The sequence below is a fragment of the Defluviitoga tunisiensis genome, from assembly GCF_000953715.1.
Lineage (GTDB): Bacteria > Thermotogota > Thermotogae > Petrotogales > Petrotogaceae > Defluviitoga > Defluviitoga tunisiensis.
Genome location: NZ_LN824141.1, coordinates 293,259 through 311,298 on the forward strand (window position 1 = coordinate 293,259; position 18,040 = coordinate 311,298).

18 protein-coding genes are annotated in these 18,040 nt (G+C 29.4%); 9 read left to right on the forward strand and 9 right to left on the reverse strand.

The annotated features are described in order from the left end of the window. Positions 1–46: 46 nt before the first annotated feature. From nusB to DTL3_RS01440, 9 genes are all read right to left on the reverse strand, one after another. A complete protein-coding gene (nusB, locus tag DTL3_RS01400) occupies positions 47–481 on the reverse strand; it encodes a transcription antitermination factor NusB (RefSeq protein WP_045087204.1) in 435 nt (144 codons plus the stop codon). After that, positions 474–920, reverse strand: coding sequence for an Asp23/Gls24 family envelope stress response protein (locus DTL3_RS01405; protein WP_045087205.1), 447 nt, complete (start codon positions 918–920; stop codon positions 474–476). The genes nusB and DTL3_RS01405 overlap by 8 nt, the downstream gene beginning before the upstream one ends. Positions 921–1,056: 136 nt before the next feature. Further along, complete coding sequence (gene mutS, locus DTL3_RS01410; protein WP_045087206.1) at positions 1,057–3,510, reverse strand: DNA mismatch repair protein MutS; 2,454 nt, start codon at positions 3,508–3,510, stop codon at positions 1,057–1,059. An 87-nt stretch (positions 3,511–3,597) separates the two neighbouring features. Beyond that, the gene (gene clpP / locus DTL3_RS01415; protein ID WP_045087207.1) at positions 3,598–4,212 is read right to left on the reverse strand and encodes an ATP-dependent Clp endopeptidase proteolytic subunit ClpP; all 615 of its coding nucleotides are present in this window, start codon (positions 4,210–4,212) and stop codon (positions 3,598–3,600) included. Between the two features lies 1 nt (position 4,213). Then, complete coding sequence (locus tag DTL3_RS01420; protein ID WP_045087208.1) at positions 4,214–4,504, reverse strand: DUF370 domain-containing protein; 291 nt, start codon at positions 4,502–4,504, stop codon at positions 4,214–4,216. 123 nt (positions 4,505–4,627) lie between these two features. Then, positions 4,628–4,885 carry a hypothetical protein gene (locus tag DTL3_RS01425; protein ID WP_045087209.1) on the reverse strand — a complete coding sequence of 86 codons (258 nt, stop codon included), beginning with the start codon at positions 4,883–4,885 and terminating at the stop codon, positions 4,628–4,630. A 52-nt stretch (positions 4,886–4,937) separates the two neighbouring features. After that, entirely contained in the window at positions 4,938–6,341 is a 1,404-nt protein-coding gene (gene xseA, locus DTL3_RS01430) for an exodeoxyribonuclease VII large subunit (protein ID WP_052670238.1), read from the reverse strand. Continuing rightward, positions 6,319–6,999 carry a 16S rRNA (cytidine(1402)-2'-O)-methyltransferase gene (gene rsmI / locus DTL3_RS01435; RefSeq protein WP_045087210.1) on the reverse strand — a complete coding sequence of 227 codons (681 nt, stop codon included), beginning with the start codon at positions 6,997–6,999 and terminating at the stop codon, positions 6,319–6,321. Before rsmI ends, xseA begins: the two co-directional genes overlap by 23 nt. A 39-nt stretch (positions 7,000–7,038) precedes the next feature. Next, the gene (locus DTL3_RS01440) at positions 7,039–7,599 is read right to left on the reverse strand and encodes a hypothetical protein (RefSeq protein ID WP_045087211.1); all 561 of its coding nucleotides are present in this window, start codon (positions 7,597–7,599) and stop codon (positions 7,039–7,041) included. Between the two features lie 279 nt (positions 7,600–7,878). On the opposite strand from DTL3_RS01440, the gene acpP reads away from it, so the two are divergent. The 9 genes from acpP (at position 7,879) to DTL3_RS01485 (ending at position 18,026) form a co-directional block, all read left to right on the forward strand. Beyond that, complete coding sequence (gene acpP, locus DTL3_RS01445) at positions 7,879–8,136, forward strand: acyl carrier protein (RefSeq protein ID WP_045087212.1); 258 nt, start codon at positions 7,879–7,881, stop codon at positions 8,134–8,136. A gap of 219 nt (positions 8,137–8,355) precedes the next feature. Next, entirely contained in the window at positions 8,356–9,954 is a 1,599-nt protein-coding gene (locus DTL3_RS01450) for a CTP synthase (protein ID WP_045087213.1), read from the forward strand. Between the two features lie 177 nt (positions 9,955–10,131). Next, positions 10,132–11,583 carry an alpha-amylase family glycosyl hydrolase gene (locus DTL3_RS01455; RefSeq protein ID WP_045087214.1) on the forward strand — a complete coding sequence of 484 codons (1,452 nt, stop codon included), beginning with the start codon at positions 10,132–10,134 and terminating at the stop codon, positions 11,581–11,583. Positions 11,584–11,712: 129 nt separating this feature from the next. Next, complete coding sequence (locus tag DTL3_RS01460) at positions 11,713–12,318, forward strand: transglycosylase SLT domain-containing protein (protein WP_045087215.1); 606 nt, start codon at positions 11,713–11,715, stop codon at positions 12,316–12,318. 141 nt (positions 12,319–12,459) lie between these two features. After that, positions 12,460–13,680 (forward strand): arginine deiminase, encoded by a 1,221-nt coding sequence (gene arcA / locus DTL3_RS01465; RefSeq protein WP_045087216.1) that lies wholly within the window; start codon positions 12,460–12,462, stop codon positions 13,678–13,680. After that, the gene (locus tag DTL3_RS01470) at positions 13,677–15,014 is read left to right on the forward strand and encodes a cyclic 2,3-diphosphoglycerate synthase (protein WP_045087217.1); all 1,338 of its coding nucleotides are present in this window, start codon (positions 13,677–13,679) and stop codon (positions 15,012–15,014) included. The genes arcA and DTL3_RS01470 overlap by 4 nt, the downstream gene beginning before the upstream one ends. A gap of 36 nt (positions 15,015–15,050) precedes the next feature. Continuing rightward, a complete protein-coding gene (locus tag DTL3_RS01475) occupies positions 15,051–15,761 on the forward strand; it encodes a hypothetical protein (RefSeq protein ID WP_045087218.1) in 711 nt (236 codons plus the stop codon). Positions 15,762–15,769: 8 nt separating this feature from the next. Next, complete coding sequence (locus DTL3_RS01480; RefSeq protein WP_045087219.1) at positions 15,770–16,936, forward strand: LCP family protein; 1,167 nt, start codon at positions 15,770–15,772, stop codon at positions 16,934–16,936. Next, complete coding sequence (locus DTL3_RS01485; protein ID WP_045087220.1) at positions 16,923–18,026, forward strand: ABC transporter permease; 1,104 nt, start codon at positions 16,923–16,925, stop codon at positions 18,024–18,026. The genes DTL3_RS01480 and DTL3_RS01485 overlap by 14 nt, the downstream gene beginning before the upstream one ends. Positions 18,027–18,040 lie beyond the last annotated feature (14 nt).

Below are 18,040 nucleotides of genomic sequence, written 5' to 3' on the forward strand. Positions count from 1 at the left end.
CTCCTTTCTCACCCTTTCTTTTTACAAAATACAAATTATATTCTCATTAAGTAAGTAAAGTTTGAGAACGTGCTATTTTATTAACGATCCCATTGACAAAACTCGCGGATTTTTGTGACGAATAAGTTTTTGTCAATTCTACAGCTTCGTTTAAGATAACTTTAACTGGAATGTCTTTTTTATTTAGTAACTCATAAATACAAATTCTCATTGCTGTTTTCTCAACATTTCCAATTCGATCAACCGGCCACCCTTGTGAATATTTATTTATCAATGAATCATAGAATGATTTTTTACCGTAAATCTCTGAAACATATTTTTTGGCCTCTTCATAATACTCCTTTTGTAAATTTACTTGTTCGTTAAGTTTCTCTAAGGTAAATAATATTTCATCTAAAGTATTATCGTTTATATCTATCTGGAAAAGGCTTTCAAAAACTATTTTTCTCATTAATCTTTTTTGAAACACTACATCATTCATTTTGTTTGTTTTTCTCCTCTTCATCTTCAACTTTGCTTGAATCTTCTTCTTCAGCTAACTCCTTCTCTGTTTCTTCTTCCATAAACTCTTCAAACTCTTCTTCGATCTCTTCTGGTTTAGATATAGTTTCTATTGTTATATCTATATTTGAAACATATACCTGGGCTAATTTTTCAAGCTCATCTTTAATTTTTTTCTGAGCCCTTTTGGAATACTCTACAATATTTTCACCATACTTGGCAGGAATTTTTAAATAAATACTCACACTAGTGTCATCATTTACAGACACTTTTATGCTTTTTTGAAGATCTTTTTGAATTTTTTCATTAAATATTTTTTCTTCTTTCAGATATTTTTCGACAGTTTTATACACCATATCTTTCAAAACATTTTCAGAGATACTTATTGTTCCGTAATCATTTTGTTCAGTAAGTGGCATACTAATAACCTCCTTCTTTTTGATATCTTCAAAAATTAACGAAAAATAATTTATTTTATTTTTTATCTTTATATAGGCTTTATCACAAATTCAATACTACTCACGATTCTATTCTTCTTTGAAATTATATCACAAATCAAAACATTTTTAACTGATTTTCCTGTACTTTATAACTCTTCTTCTTAATGTTTTTAACTTTTTTAAGCTTATTTTCAAGATCAACTCTATCAGATAATTGTTCTAAAACCTCTCTGGCTCGATCTACAATCTCAACTGGAAATCCCGCTAGCTTTGCAATCTCTATTCCATAGCTATTATCACTTGTTCCATCTTCTATTTTGTGAAGGAAAATAACACCTTCCATTGTTTCCTTGACTTTTATTCTTTTTGCAATTACTTCATTATATATATATGACATATAGGTCAATTCTGTATAATGAGTTGCAAAAATAGTATTACATTTTTTTACTTGAAATAAGTACTCAGATATCGCCCATGCAACAGATATTCCATCTAAAGTACTTGTTCCTCTTCCCACTTCATCAAGGAGTACTAGACTATGTTCTGTTGCTCTATTGATTATTGTCGACATCTCAAGCATCTCAACTAAAAACGTGGACTTTCCCGTAACAATATCATCTCTCGCCCCTATTCGAGTAAATATCCCATCATATACTGGGAGCTCAGCAACCTCTGCAGGAACAAAACATCCAATTTGAGCCATTATACTAATTATTCCAATCTGCCTTACATATGTAGATTTACCGCTCATATTAGGACCTGTCAATATTATATAAAATCGGTCTTCATCAAATATTAAATCATTTGGAATAAAATTACTTACAAAACGTTCAACCACAGGATGTCTACCGTTGATTATCTTTGTATTCCTTGATTTTTCTATCATTTTCGGCCTTATATAATTATATTTAACACTCGCCTCTGCAAAAGACCTAAAAACATCAAGTTCTGCTAATCTATCTGATAGTTGTTTTATTTCAGTCACATATTTTTCTAACTCTAGAATAATTTTATCAAATAGTTCCTTTTCTATAGCTTTGATTCTATCTTCTGCCAAGGACAATTTTTGTTCAATTTGTCGCAATTCTTCAATAGTAAATCTTTCAGTATTAACCAAAGTCTGTTTTCTAGTATAGTATGCAGGAACTTTTGCTATTTGAGTCTTAGGTATTTCAATATAAAAACCATAAACTTTATTTCTACTAACCTTTAAGCTATTAATTTTTGTTAATTCTTTTTCTCTTTTTTCAATCTCTTCAAGAATGTTGTCGATGTTTTTTAGTATGTTTCTATACTCATCAAGTTCATTAGAAACACCTTCTTTGATAACTTCTCCACTCCCAACCTCAATTGAGGGTTCTTCACATATGGTCTTTTCTATAATTTCTTTGACTTCACCTAAGGGATCTATTTTGTCAAAGAAACTACTAATACCAAGGTTTGTTTTAACAGATTCAATAATATAAGGTACTATTTCTAAAGAATCTTTTAACGCAATTAAATCTCGTGGAGTAGCTTTACGTAAGGAAATTCTAGAAGAAATTCTTTCTAAGTCCTTAATGTGAGAAAAATATTCTTTTAGCTCTTCCATTAATAAATGGTCTTCTTTAAGAGCTTCAACATAATCAAATCTTTGTTCTATAATATTTTTATCTAACAATGGCGATATGATGAAATCTCTTAATTTTCTGTGACCCATGCTAGTTCTAGTAAACTTTAGTATATCATAAAGTGTTTTACCTCTTGTAGTTGAAGTTGGCAATATTCCAAGATTTTCTATTGTATTTGAATCTAAAAGCATGTATTCTCTCGTTTTAAAACGTTTTGGTATTTTCATATGACGTATCTTTGAAAACTGTGTTAGTTCAAGATACTTTAATACTGCGTCTGCAACTTTTAATTCTTCATTATTATAATCAACATAGTCAAGACTAAAAACTTTATAGATATCCTTTAAATGTTCCAAAAAATTATTTGAAAAATACCAATCATCTAATACTTCAACGTATAAATCTGGAAGCATATTTTTTATTTGTTTATATAAACTCTCTACATTTTTAGATAGAAGTATCTGAACAAACCCAAAAGAATTGATAAAATCCAGCAGTTCATTCTCATTAAAATCAAAAGTATCTAAGTAAAATTCACCTGTAGAAAAATCAAAAACCGCTAGAATATAACCCTTTTCACTTTTTGTTATTAAAGTTGAAAATCTATTAAAATCATCGATCATGTTATCGTCAACAATCGTTCCAGGTGTCAAAACCCTTGTAACTTTTCTATCAACAATACCTTTAGCTGTTTGAGGGTCTTCTACTTGTTCACATATAGCAACTTTGCACCCACTATCCAAAAGCTTTTTTAAGTAATTATTAAGTGCATGATAAGGAATACCGGCCATAGGATGACCATTTCTTTTTGTAAGAACTATTTGAAGTATTTCACTAACCTTTTGGGCATCATCAAAAAATGTTTCATAAAAATCTCCTAATCTAAAAAGTAATATTGAATCCTTATACTCCTCTTTTATTTCAAGATATTGTTTTATCATTGGAGTTAAGTTTGCCATTTTACATAACCTCCAAAAAGTTAAGAAAAAGGAGGACGCATCTGTTCGGCGCCCTCTTTTGTATTTTACCGGAAATAAGTCTCTTAATCATTTTTTCTTAGAATCATCAGTTGTTTCACTCATCGTTGTTATAACTTTGTCTATTAGTCCATAATTTAAAGCTTCTTGAGCATTCATAAAAAAATCTCTGTCTGTATCTTTTTCAATCTTTTCTAAAGGTTGGCCTGTATGAGTACTTAATATATTATTAAGATCATTTCTAAGTCTTAGAATTTCACGTGCATGAATCTGAATATCAATCGCCGAACCTTCAGCACCGCCCCATGGTTGATGTATCATTATTCTTGAATTTGGCAGAGAATATCGTTTCCCTTTTGCTCCCGCCGCCAACAAAACTGCCCCCATTGAAGCAGCTTGACCTATACATATAGTAGATATATCCGGCTTAACGTACATCATTGTATCATATATACCTAAGCCTGCTGTGACAGAACCTCCAGGAGAATTAATGTATAAAAAAATGTCTTTATCTGGATCTTGAGATTCTAAAAACAAAAGTTGAGCAATTATTACATTCGCTACATCATCATTTATTACAGAGCCTAAAAACACTATCCTATCTTTTAACAGTCTTGAATATATGTCGTAGGCTCGTTCATACCTTCCTTCTGTTTCTATAACAACCGGTAGAGGTATAGCCATTCTATCGCCTTCCTTTTCTTACTTTTTCAACTATTTTATCTGCAGTAAGAGGAGTTAAAATTATTTGTCCACTATCCATATAAATAACAGTTTTTACGCCTTTTCCATATGTGGCATCTATTAAACTTGTTGAGCCTTTTATAGACCCCTCTTCTTCATCTTCAGACTGTGTTATTACATCAATTCCCTGGTAAATCTTCTTGATCTTTGAAAACTGAATTAAACTTGCAGGAACAATGGAGTGTATTCTTTCAGTCGGGATATACACACCTTTACCAACTGAAACAAACATAATTTTCCTCCTCTACAATTTTATACATATTCATTATACAAAAAAAATATTATATTTTGATTAATAATTTTTAACCAGTCAATCTTGTTGTATTTGTATATTATTTGATGCTTATAATATAAACTATAAATCCGCAAACTGACTTTTGATTTTTTCGTATTTTTCATCTATCATGCTTTTTTCTTCCTTTAAAGTTACTAATTTTTCTCTTGCATAAGTTAATATTTCTAATGCTTTTTTGTAAATCTCAAGGGCATCTTCTATATTTATATCATCTCTTTCGTTTTGAAAGTACTCGTTTATTCTTTCTAATAATTCTAATTGTTGTTTAAAACTCAGTTCCTTAATATCTTTTTCAGTTAGATTTATTATATCTTCCATTTTGTCACCTTCTTAATATATCTACTTTGTAAAAATACAAGTAATTTTCACATTACCATTTATATATTTTCTCAATGTTAGAATCAGCACTACCATCTTTAAAAATTAGTCTAACTTTTTCACCTTCATCTATTTTTGAAATTGAATCTACAATCTCTTCATTCTTTTTTATCAATACTCCATTGTATAAAAATGCTGCAAATGGACTTGATTCTGTTAACCGTTGAAAAACGTTTATTAAAGAACTTTCGGAGTAGTCAATCATATTTTTCATTTCTGTTAGAATACTGTTTTGATAGGTTACTACATTCTTAGAAACATTATTTAATAAGAAATTCAATAAATTTGAAATATTTTCTAATTTATTGAGATCAACATTTTTTTCATTGTATTCAAGGATTAAATTTACTTGGTTTTTAATTTGTAAATAATTATCTTCCAACTTTTTAGATGCATTTAATATCTCCTTGTTAATAAAATATTTTATATTATTTATTGTATTAAATGAAATTAAATTTTCTGCCCTTGAGTATATATTATTAAAATATAGAGTCAAATCTTTTTCAAGAGATTCTATTCTATCAACATAAAAATTTATTTGGTTGACAATATCTCGAGAAACCTCTGTAGGAGTAGAATAGTTTTTCCAGCTAACATAGTCAGGAATGGTTTTATCTTGTTCATGACCTATACCAACAACAACAGGTATCTTTTCATTAAACTTTGCAATTATATAAGCTAGTTCTAAATCATCAAAGTACATTAAATCACTCTTAGAACCTCCACCTCTAATAATAACAACAATATCATAATCAATTTTTGATTTTAATATAGCTCCCAAAGCATATTTTATTCCTGGAACAGTATTAACCCCTTGCATTGGAGCAGGGTATAAATGCACTATAGGAACAAACCTTGCATGATTAATATTTTTCAAAAAATCCCCGAAACCTGCTGCAGTTGGTGATGAAACAACTGCTATCTTTTTTATAGGGTTTAATTCAACTAACTCATGTTCTACTTTTCTTAAAAGGCCGTTTTTTTCAAGTATTTTTAATATCTCTCTTCTTTTTTTCTCTATTTCCGAGTCTCCTAAGGCGATGACGTAGGTTCCATGAACCACATACTTAGCTTCTCGTTTCCAAAAATTAACTACTCCTCCAAATTTCCATCTTTTATTTATAAGCTCTTTTTCAGATTTCAAGTGACAATGGTCAAGAAGATACGGAATTGAAGATTGATTAAAAAAGATAGTTATGGAATAATTTGAATTTCGAACCTTTTGAGATAGTTCTACATATAAATCTCCTCTTTTGCTATATTTAGCATGGGTTACATCCCCTATAACTTCTATTTCTTTAGAATACATTGGAGAATTCACAAAAATAGAGTTAAGGTACTCAATAAGTTCTTGAATTGATTCAAACTTAAATTCATTTTGTTGATGAAATAACAACTGTTAATTCTCCCTTCACAATTTCTTTTGATTCAAAGAATGCTAAAGCTTCTTCAACATTTCCTCTAAAAAGCTCCTGATGTAATTTAGTCATTTCTCTTCCTACAAACAAGTCAACATTCCCTAAATGATCTTTTATCTCTTTTAACGTCTTTATTATACGATTGGGAGATTCAAAAAAAACGATTGTACTTTTTATTTCTTTTTCGTTTATTTCTCTAAGAAGCCTTCTTAATTTTTTATCTCTTGGTAAAAAACCTAAAAAAACGAATCTTGATGCCACAAAACCACTTAAGGCTAGGGCAGTCGTGACCGCTGAAGGGCCTGGTGCTATATCAATTTCTATATCCTCTTTCCAACATTCTTCAATTAGACTTGAACCTGGATCCGAAATAACTGGCATTCCAGCGTCACTAACTAAAGCTGTTACTTCATGACTTTTAATAAGAGTAATTGCTTTTTCTATTAATTTAGAAGCATTTGCCTCATTAAACGTAAACAATTCTTTTTTACCTAAATTGTAATGATTAATAAGTTTCAAGGTAACCCTTTTATCTTCTGTAAAAATAAGATCTGCTTTCTCTAATATTTTAAGGGCTCTAAAAGTTATATCTTCTAAATTACCAATAGGCGTACCGACTATATATAGTTTTCCCATTATTTTCTAATATTCCTCCAAATAATTTGCAAAGCTAACTTACAATATTTTAGAATTAATATACTTCCATAATGCATCCCATTCACAAACATATTCTCCTGCAAAATCAGAGTTATTGTATCCTTCTTTATAAGTTAAATCTTCTAAGCCAAAATATAACTCTCCGAGGAAATCTTTTAAATAACTATCTAAATCTATATTTATTGTTTTTTCTTCTATCTCTAGTAAATATTTTATTTCTTTTAAATCTTTTTTATAATTAATACAGTTGTTCGGATTCAAAAGTTCATCTATAACTATTTCAGGATCTTTATTTAATAAATATCTATGTTTCATTACCATTCGTTGGCATTTCAAATCTTCCACATTCACATGCGATTTCTCAATAGTTCTTTCCTCTTCTTCTCTTATACCTTTTGTTAACTCTTTTTTGTAATTTAAAGTCCAAATTTCATTATCAGAAAGTTTTTCCAGCCTAGTCCTTAGCCCGGCATTATCATACCATTGAACAATAAGCGCTCTACACAAACTTCGAGAAACTAATTTATTGAATACGTATTGGCTTTTTATTCTATATTTTTTTTCTTTTTCTAAAATCATAAAGGGATTTAATAAACTATTCTCTCCTTTCGATACTTACTTATAAATTCTAAAATAATTATTCTAATTTGATATAATTATATCATATATTAATTATATTAACCTTTTGATAATAACTCTATATAGCAATGAGATATGTAAATCACTTTTAAAATGGGCTATAAAAATGAGCAAATTTTCATGAAAATTTTACTTATTAGAAAATTATTAGCTTGACAAAACTTATTTAACTCATTATAATTAACTCGAATTTTATATTTGATTAAGGAGGTTTTTTCTATGACAAGAGATGAATTATTTGAAAAGGTAAAAGAAATAATTGTAGATACATTAAGTGTTGATGAAGATGATGTCACTGTTGATGCATCTTTTACAGATGATTTAGATGCCGACTCATTAGAATTAGTCGATTTAACAATGGCTTTTGAATCTGAATTTGGAATAACCATAGAAGACGAAGAGTTGGAAAAAATCCAGACAGTTGAAGACGCTGTTGAAATCTTAGCTAATAAGTTAAATATAGACGACGAAGATTAACCCAAAGAGGGGAGCTTTGGCTCCCCCTTTATTTTTTGTTAATTTTGTCTGAATCCTTAATCGGTTTATATTTATACAGTTAATTTAATCAATAATCATTGAATTTAAGTGGGCTACATGAACAATACCACTTTTTGTTGTTTTTATGTGACTTAAGAAATAATAATTTTTTAAATTAGGTAAACTACAATTTTTTAGAAAGGAGAGAAATAATCAATTATGTCTGCTAAAAAATATATAATTGTTACAGGTGGAGTTCTTAGTGGAATAGGAAAAGGTGTGGCTTCCGCTGCTATAGGAAGGCTCTTAAAAGAATTTAACCTAGAGGTGAACTCGTTAAAAATTGATCCTTACCTAAACGTTGATGCCGGAAATATGAATCCAAATCAACACGGGGAAACTTTTGTTACGGAAGATGGATATGAAGCAGATCTTGATTTGGGACATTATGAAAGATTCTTAGGTATAGACATGAAAAGATATAACAACATGACCGCTGGTCAAGTATATAAATATGTAATTGAAAAAGAACGAGAAGGAAAATATCTAGGAGCAACCGTTCAGATGGTTCCCCACGTAACTGGACGTATTAAAGAAAGAATCGAAGAAATTGATTCAGAAATCTTACTTGTAGAAGTCGGCGGTACTGTTGGAGACATCGAGGGAGAAATATTTTTAGAAGCGGTTAGAGAACTATCTTTTGAAAAAGGGCGAGAAAACTTTTTGTTTATTCATGTAACGTTTGTACCATATCTACACATTACTAATGAATTTAAAACTAAACCTACTCAACAATCGATTCAACTTTTAAGAAGGATCGGTATTCAACCTGACATGATTTTAGTAAGAACTGAAAAAGAAATCGATTTTTCTAGTTTAGAAAAGATTGCTCTATTTGGTGGAGTTCCGCTTGAAAATGTTATTAATCTTCCTGATTTAAACAACGTTTATGAAGTTCCAGAAGAATTAAACAAAAAGAATCTACCTTTATTGATTTCTAAAAAATTAAACTTAAGTCTTGACAACAACAGTTATGAAAATATTAAGTGGAAATCACCCAAAACTTTTAAGAATCTAAAAATCGCCTTAATTTCTAAATATACTGGAACTGATGACGCCCACAAAAGTATAATGGAAAGCATCTTTCTTAGTGGCGTTAATAGGCCTGATATTATTAATGCTGGCGAGTTAGAAGAAATGAAAGAAGAAAATCTTAAAATATTTTTAAGTAAATACGATGGAATAATTATTCCTGCCGGTTTTGGTAAACGAGCTATAGAAGGGAAGATTAAAGCTATAAAATATGCCAGAGAAAATAATGTACCTATTCTGGGAATATCATTAGGAATGCAATTAATGGTAATTGAATTTGCAAGAAATGTGCTGAACCTGAAGGATGCGAACTCAACTGAGTTTGACGAAAATACGCCCTATCCAGTAATCGATTTAATTGCAAAATCAAATAAAACTATTAATGAAAATAATAATTCTATGAGATTAGGGGCCCACAAAATAAATATTTTTACTAATACAAAACTTTTTGAAATTTATTCTGAAGCTACCGTACTTGAAAGGCATAGACATAAACACATTGTAAATTATGAGAAATTTCAAGAAATATTTGAAAAGCCATCTGATAATTTTGGAAAATTGACTGTTTCTGCCATGTCAGATTATGTTGAAGCTATTGAGCTTAAAAACCATCCATTTTATATCGGTGTTCAATATCATCCAGAATTCAAGTCTAAGGTTGGAAAACCTCATCCTCTTTTTCCTGCCTTTATAAAAGCAGTTGAAAATCATTCTCAAAATTATTGATATAATTTTTAATAACAAGTTATAGTTTTTTAATATATGAGTTCTAAAGAGAAAAATCTTTACAGTTGATTGTTTAAGTTGTATTTAAAAAAAGAGTATTAAAAATACGAATGAAATTTATATTCAAGATAATCTTAAATTTCTATAGATTTGAAAAAAGAGGAGGCTATAACAATTATGAATTTTTATGAATTATATTTGAGATCCTTTTATGATTCTAACGGTGATGGATTAGGAGATTTTCAAGGTTTAAAAAAGAAAATCGACTATTTTTGCGAATTGGGAATTGATCATATATGGTTGCTTCCGATTCTCAAGTCTCCTGCTTTTCATGGTTATACTATTTCCGACTTTTACAACGTTAATCCTGTTTATGGAACTTTGCAAGATTTGCAAGAAGCCTTAAATGTCGGGCATAAAAAAGGTCTCAAATTTATACTAGACCTTCCAATAAATCACGTGGCAGTTACCTCTGAATGGTTTCAGAAAGCATTAAAAGGGGAAGAACCTTACAAACATTGGTTTATCTGGGCTAACGAAAAAGCTGATTTAAACGAGAAAAGACATTGGGATGAAAGTAAAATTTGGTATCGAATTGGCGACAAATATTTTTATGGAATATTTGGACCTGCATCACCTGATCTTAATTTTGAAAGAAAGGATCTTTGGAAAGAAATTAAAAAGATATTTAAATATTGGTTGGATATCGGTTTTGATGGGTTTAGATTGGACGCTGCGAAACATATCTTTGATTTCGATACCGAAAATATGAGATTTAAATATCAACATGAAAAAAATGTCCAATTTTGGAAGGAAATGGTTTCTCATATTAAATCGATTAATAGAGATGCAATAGTGGTGAGTGAAGTTTGGGATTCACCCGAAATAGTAAGAAAGTATGAAGGAATATTTGATATAGGATTTAATTTTCCGCTTGCAGAAGATATAAAAATGACTTTGAAAAGTGAAAGCACTAAAAAATTTGTTGAAACATTAGAAAAATGTATGCCAGAATATTTTCCAGATGGTGTGGTTCAATCAGTTTCTGGTAATTTTTTAACAAATCACGATATGACAAGAATAATTTCAGATCTAAAAAATGAAGAAAAAGTTAAACTAGGCTTTTCTATAATTTATACTTTGCCTGGCGTTCCTTTTATTTATTACGGTGAGGAAATTGGTATGAAAGGCATCCCAATTGATGTGAACTTTACTGAGGACAGCCAAGAACCTTTTCAGTGGTATGAAAATGGATTTGGTATTGGTCAAACCGAGTGGAAAGGGTGTAAATTCAATCCTCCTTACTCAGGAACATCTGTTGAAGAACAAATCAATCAAATTGATTCAATTTTGAATACAATTAAAACTTTAATTGTATTCAGGAAAGCCAATCCTTGGATAGATGAAGCTAAAATTAAAATTTTGAATTTTGATCAAAATATGGTAGAATTATGCGTGTATAACCAAATAAATGAGATTAGAACCTATTATAATCTAAAATCATCCAAAAGCTCGGTTTTGCTGCCAAATGGTGAAGAATTATTATCTATTGGTGAAAATATAAATAATAAAAATGAACTGGTGTTGTCTCCTTATGGGGTTTACTCAATAAAAATGATCAAACAATAAATACCCAAACTAACCTAGATTATTTTGCAAGAATCTTAACCTTTTTAGATTCTATTAAAATTATATTACACACTTAGATAATCTAAGGTGAAGTTTCTAGAACAAGTCAGTAAGGAGGTGTCCGACTAGATGCATAATAAAAAAACTAAAATCCTATTATTATTAGCTTTAGTTTCCGTCACCGTTTATTCTTTATCTCCTTATTTTGAGATAAACTTTGAAGAATCTAAGTCAGATATAAAAATAAAAACAATTTTGTATGATTTTATATCCACACAATACAATATTGCTGTTGGAAAAAATATGCCCCCAGAAAGATTAAACGAATTAGTAAATGCAATAATGGAATCATCCAAAATTTTCGAAATATCTCCTTTATTGATTACAGCTATAATAGATACTGAAACAAACTTTAAAAATATAATAGGTCCCTATGGTGAAATTGGTTATATGCAGATTAGACCTACAACTGCAAAGTTTATTATAGAGGAATATTATAGCCTGTTTGAATCATTGAACTATACCCAAAAAGAGATTAGTTGGATCGAGCAAAGACTTTTAGTTGACCCGAGGTACAATATTCTAGTAGGAACTGCTTATTTAAAATATCTAACAGATAGTCATGGAGATATTTATAAAGCTTTAGGTTGGTATAATGGCGGCGGCAATGCTTATTATTCTAATAAAGTGGTTTACAGATTAAACAAAATATCAATCAATTATCCACTTTTATAAACCACAAATTTTTGAATAAAGCTTCGTTTTTTAGAACGAAGCTTTATTTTTTTGTAATGCTTTTTCCTATATTTCGTAGTATAATTATTTAAATAATTGTTCAACAAAAGACGAAAAAATAATTGGTGGTGAAGAAAAAAGATGAACCTTTCTGTATACTCTGAAATTGGAAAACTGGAAAAAGTTTTGTTACATAGACCTGGAGAAGAATTGGAAAATTTAGCTCCTTTTTACCTTACAGATTTGTTGTTTGATGATATACCTTTTTTAAAAAAAGCACAAGAGGAACATGATTATTTTGCAAACGTCCTAAAAAATAATGATGTTGAGGTTCTATATCTATCAAAGCTTTTAGAAGAAACTCTTACAATAAATCAACTAAAAAATCAATTTTTAGACGAGTTTTTAGATTTTTCAGATATTAAAAATAAATTTATTTTTGAACTGTTAAAAGAATATCTATTATCGCTTGAAACAAAAAAAATGATTGACAAAATCATTGCTGGTGTAAGGTCAGATGAACTTGAAATAAAAAGAAATATTTTTTCTTTACGAGTAAGAAGGGCTGATATTGAAATACCTTTTTTTCTAAATCCCATGCCGAACCTTTATTTTCAACGGGACCCTGTTGCTATTTTGGGAAAAGGTGCCTGCATCAACAGAATGAAAACACAAGCCCGAAGAAGAGAAGTTATGTTGATGGAATATGTGCTTAAATACCATGAAGATTTTAAGGGGACAGAATTTTATTATGAAAAAGAATTTCCTTACTCAATAGAAGGAGGGGATATTCTTATTTTAAATAATAAAACACTAGCAATAGGCATCTCTCAAAGGACTTCTCCAGAAGCGGTAGAAATATTGGCAAAAAGGTTTTTAAAAGAAAACAAAGATAGTTTTGAAAAAATCATAGCATTTATTATTCCTCATGACAGGGCATATATGCATTTAGACACGATTTTTACTATGGTAGATTATAACAAATTTCTTGTTCACGCTAATTTAAGAGGGGATTTAAAAACCTTTACCATTTTTAAAACTGATAAAGGTTTTGATTTTCAAGAACAGGAAAAATCTTTAGAAGAAATATTAAAAGAACATTTACATCTTGACCATGTTCAATTGATAAAATGTGGAGGCGGAGACATTATTGCATCACACAGAGAACAATGGAACGACGGTTCAAATTGCTTAGCTATAGAGCCTGGAAAAGTAATAGCTTATGATAGAAATTATGTAACAAATAAAGAAATGGAAAAGGCGGGAATAGAGGTTTTTGAAATACCTTCAGGTGAGATATCAAGAGGCAGAGGAGGTCCAAGGTGTGCAAGCATGCCTCTAATAAGGAGGAATATGGTATGAAGAAAAAAGTGTTAATTATGGGTGCAGCAGGAAGAGATTTCCATAATTTTAACGTTTATTTTCGTAACAATCCAGATTTTGAAGTTGTTTGCTTTACCGCAACACAAATTCCAAATATTGAGAATAGAATTTATCCTCCTGAATTATCTGGTCCTCTCTATCCAAATGGCATTCCCATAGAACCTGAAAAAAATTTGTTGCAAATTATTCAAGAGCAAGATATCGATGAAGTTATTTTATCCTATAGTGATCTCTCTTTTCAATATGTAATGGAAAAAGCATCTTTGGTACTTGCTGCGGGAGCTGATTTTAAACTCTTAGGTCCAAAAAATTCTTCAATTAAATCTAAAAAACCAATTATTTCTATCTGTGCAGTTAGAACAGGTTCTGGAAAAAGTCAGACAGCTAGAAGAGTTTTGGATATACTAAAAAGTAAAGGTTTAAGAGTCATATCAATAAGGCATCCCATGCCTTACGGTGATCTTGTTAAGCAAAAAGTTCAAAGGTTTGCAACTTACAAGGATCTGGATTTTCATGAGTGTACTATAGAGGAAAGAGAAGAATACGAACCACATATAATCAGAAATTCAGTTATTTATTCGGGGGTTGATTACGAAGCAATATTAAAAGAGGTAGAATTAGAAGGGCCTGACGTTATTTTATGGGATGGAGGTAACAACGATTTTCCTTTCTATAAATCCGACCTATCAATTGTTGTTGTTGACCCTCACAGAGCTGGTCACGAAGTCTCTTATTTTCCTGGTATGACTAACCTTATAATGGCTGATATTATAGTTATAAACAAAGAAGAAACTTCTTCATTAGAAGATATTGAAATAGTTAGAAATAATATTGAAAAATGGAATCCAAAAGCAATAGTTATCGATGCTGCTTCACCTCTGTTTGTAGAAGATCCACACTTAATAAGAGGTAAAAAATGCTTGGTAATTGAAGACGGCCCTACATTAACTCATGGTGGGATGACTTATGGAGCTGGTTTTATAGCTGCTAAAAAATTTGGAGCTTCTGAAATAATTGACCCAAGACCTTTCGCTGTTGGTTCTATAATCGATACATATAAAAAGTACTCGCACCTTGACAAGGTTTTACCTGCTATGGGCTATGGACCTCAACAAATAAAAGAATTAGAAAATACGGTTAATTGTTCGAATGCCGACATAGTGGTAATTGGTACTCCTATAGATTTATCTAAAATTATAAAAATTAACAAACCTTTTGTGGAAGTTACTTATGAACTTCAAGAAATTGGCAAACCTAACTTAGAAGATGTAATTGTTGAATTCTGCCAAAAAAAGTTCATTAAAAATATATAATATAGTCTATAACAAATAATTTCGGAGGTGTAATTTGTGGCTAATGTTTATGTAGGAGGTAAAAGTAAAAAAAGAGGTAAATTTTGGATCATATTAATTCTTGTTCTCGTAGCAGTAGCAGCTTTTTTTGGATTTATGTTTTACAAATACAACAATCTTATGTCTTCTCCTGCCCTAAAGGCTGATTTAATAACTTATACTATTTCGTATAACGATGATTTATATTTTGTTAGACTTCTAAATAACAATAGAAAGATAATGATTATAAAAGTTGAAAATGGAACTACTTTTACAGATCCTTATATAACTTTGACTTCAGATAATTTAGAAAAAGCTACAACGGACTTTCTTAAATTATTCGGGCTAAAATCTGATATCAACTATTATTTTTACCTAAATGATGCCCTAGCAAATGAATTAACAAATAAATTAAGTGGAAATAGTATGCAAGGTATTGATGGTCTTTTTGACTCATTAAAAACAAGTAAATTGTCATTTGGAAAAGTATTTTCATATAGCGGTTATGTTAAAACAGTTAAAGAATATGATAGAAGTACGAACCTTGATGAAGAAGGATTTGTCGCTCTTATGAAAGGTTTTTCTCAGTATGCCATTACAAATTACGATAAATTAACCATACCTACCTTATTAAATGAACCAATAACAGTAAACATTGGTTCTCAATCTTATGAAAGAAAATATGCAAATCCTGATGCTTTTCAAAGAATTAAAGAAATTATGGAGTGAAAAAAGATTTGAAAACTGTTATTGTCCATGTTTTTTCTTTCTTTTTATTGATTCTATTAATTGTTTCTTCTATAGTTCCTTTTTATATAAATCTGAAGGATAGAGAATATTCTGTGGATCTTCCTTACTATTTTCTAGTCTTAGGAAGAGATGAAGATTTAGACAACACATTTAGGACTGATGTCATCATTCTAGCTGGCTTAAACAAGGGGAAGATCCTTCTTCTTTCAATACCTAGAGATTTAATAGTAAATCTTGATGGAAAAGAAAGAAAAATAAATTCTGTATATGAATTATACGGTATAGAATCACTTATAAATGAAATAGAAAATCTAACAAAGATATCGATACAAGACTACATCATATTTGATTATTCTATATTTAAAGAAATAGGGAACCTATTAGGTCCGATAGACATTTATTTAGAAAAGGATATGAGATATCGAGATTACCATCAAAATTTATATATAGATTTTAAAAAAGGAAATAACCAATTAACTGGAGAAGAATTACTAGCATATGTTAGATATAGAGACGATTCAGGCGATATTGGTAGAATAGATAGACAAAAAAAAGCTATATTTGCCTTAATGGAAGAAGCAAAAAAAGCTAGTATAATCAAATTATCCGAAGCTGCTGAACTTGTGTTAAATAATACTATAAATACATTTGAACTGAACAAATTGCTGTTTTTATACGCTCAAGGAAAAGATGCTACTTTAGATTTTCTTCAGTTTCCCTACAAAATAGTAGACAATTATGTTATTGTTGATAACTCAGAAATTGGTAATTTACAGTATAAACTTTCAACCTTTGAAATAGAAAAATCTGTTCAAGATTCAAAAATATGGATTTTATTTACAAAAAATTTTAAAAATACATCCTATAATTTTTATACATTTGTTTTTTCAACATGGACAAGTCCTGGATATCAAATAAAGGTTCTTGATGAAAAATTCAATCTTTTAAGTAGTGATCATTCTTACGTATTTTTTAAGAATTTAGATGAAAACAAAAAAGAACAAGTAATGAAAGACCTAAAAAAAACATATAAAACAGATTTTATCGAAGTAACAGATAAAATAAAATATTTTGAATTAATTAATTTTGTCTCAGACAATCTTATTAATACTCTTGATTATGATGTTTTGGTGGTACTTAATGATAGATGGTAAAAAGAATTATAATGTCATTTTTATGTTGGCAAAATCATTTTTTAAGAGAGCCAAGAGTAATTTTAAATTTTCTCTTATAGCTATGTCTATAGGTGTATGGGGATTGATAGTTGTAAATTCAATTATAAATGGATTTGGCAGTGTTTTGGTCGATTCTATTACTCGCTTTTATCCACATATAGTAGTTTCTGGATATTACGATCAAGATTTATCAGAAATATCTCACTTGATTCATTTTACAGTTAATAATGTAGCAATAATCAACAAAAATCAACTTTTTTTTTCTGAATTGATTGAAACAAATGACATTTCATTTTATAAGGATTTTATAGAAATTAATTCTGACACAAGTGGATTATTAATAGGAAATAAATTGTCAGAAAATATTGGTGTTAATATAGATGATGAACTACTTTTAATATCTATAGATCAATTTCTACCTATAACTAAGAAATTTCAAGTTTCAGGTATTTTTAAATCCGGTATACAAATTTATGACTCCAACCTTATACTTCATGAAAACTCAGAAGCAAACCCAAAAAGTTTTAATTATACTGGTATATTTCTTGATAATCCTAAAAAAGCAAAAAAAATCAAAGACAGATACTTAAATAATTATTCCGCATTAACTTGGGAAGAATCAAATAAAACACTAGTAAAAGCGATACAAGCTGACAGTATATTTGCCTATATTATTACTTTTTTTATAATATTGATATCTGGATTTAGCGTTTCGAATGCAGTTTCTTTTTCTATTTTTACAAGAAAAAAAACAATAGGTATTCTAAGAGCTCTTGGATTGAATAAAAAAGAAATTTCTTGTATATTCGTAATTGAATCTTTTCTGATATCATTAATAGGATTTGTTATAGGAGTTATTTTTGGAATAGCTACTAGTATATTTTTATTATATTTAAAAATCCCTCTTCCACAGGATCTTTTTTACATTGATTATTTACCAATAAAAATATTACCGAGCACTTTTATAATACCTCTTGTAACAAATTCCTTTGTGTCTATCTTGTTTAGTTTTCTCTCTTCACAAAAAGCTTCTAAAATTAATATTATAGAAGCATTAAGAGATGAATAACTATCAAAAAACAT

Excerpts from the sequence above, each read along its gene's own strand:
- nusB (WP_045087204.1), bottom strand. The coding sequence starts at position 481 with ATGAATGATGTAGTGTTTCAAAAAAGATTAATGAGAAAAATAGTTTTT.
- DTL3_RS01405 (WP_045087205.1), bottom strand. The coding sequence starts at position 920 with ATGCCACTTACTGAACAAAATGATTACGGAACAATAAGTATCTCTGAA.
- mutS (WP_045087206.1), bottom strand. The coding sequence starts at position 3,510 with ATGGCAAACTTAACTCCAATGATAAAACAATATCTTGAAATAAAAGAG.
- clpP (WP_045087207.1), bottom strand. The coding sequence starts at position 4,212 with ATGGCTATACCTCTACCGGTTGTTATAGAAACAGAAGGAAGGTATGAA.
- DTL3_RS01420 (WP_045087208.1), bottom strand. The coding sequence starts at position 4,504 with ATGTTTGTTTCAGTTGGTAAAGGTGTGTATATCCCGACTGAAAGAATA.
- DTL3_RS01425 (WP_045087209.1), bottom strand. The coding sequence starts at position 4,885 with ATGGAAGATATAATAAATCTAACTGAAAAAGATATTAAGGAACTGAGT.
- rsmI (WP_045087210.1), bottom strand. The coding sequence starts at position 6,999 with ATGGGAAAACTATATATAGTCGGTACGCCTATTGGTAATTTAGAAGAT.
- DTL3_RS01440 (WP_045087211.1), bottom strand. The coding sequence starts at position 7,599 with ATGATTTTAGAAAAAGAAAAAAAATATAGAATAAAAAGCCAATACGTA.
- acpP (WP_045087212.1), top strand. The coding sequence starts at position 7,879 with ATGACAAGAGATGAATTATTTGAAAAGGTAAAAGAAATAATTGTAGAT.
- DTL3_RS01450 (WP_045087213.1), top strand. The coding sequence starts at position 8,356 with ATGTCTGCTAAAAAATATATAATTGTTACAGGTGGAGTTCTTAGTGGA.
- DTL3_RS01455 (WP_045087214.1), top strand. The coding sequence starts at position 10,132 with ATGAATTTTTATGAATTATATTTGAGATCCTTTTATGATTCTAACGGT.
- DTL3_RS01460 (WP_045087215.1), top strand. The coding sequence starts at position 11,713 with ATGCATAATAAAAAAACTAAAATCCTATTATTATTAGCTTTAGTTTCC.
- arcA (WP_045087216.1), top strand. The coding sequence starts at position 12,460 with ATGAACCTTTCTGTATACTCTGAAATTGGAAAACTGGAAAAAGTTTTG.
- DTL3_RS01470 (WP_045087217.1), top strand. The coding sequence starts at position 13,677 with ATGAAGAAAAAAGTGTTAATTATGGGTGCAGCAGGAAGAGATTTCCAT.
- DTL3_RS01485 (WP_045087220.1), top strand. The coding sequence starts at position 16,923 with ATGATAGATGGTAAAAAGAATTATAATGTCATTTTTATGTTGGCAAAA.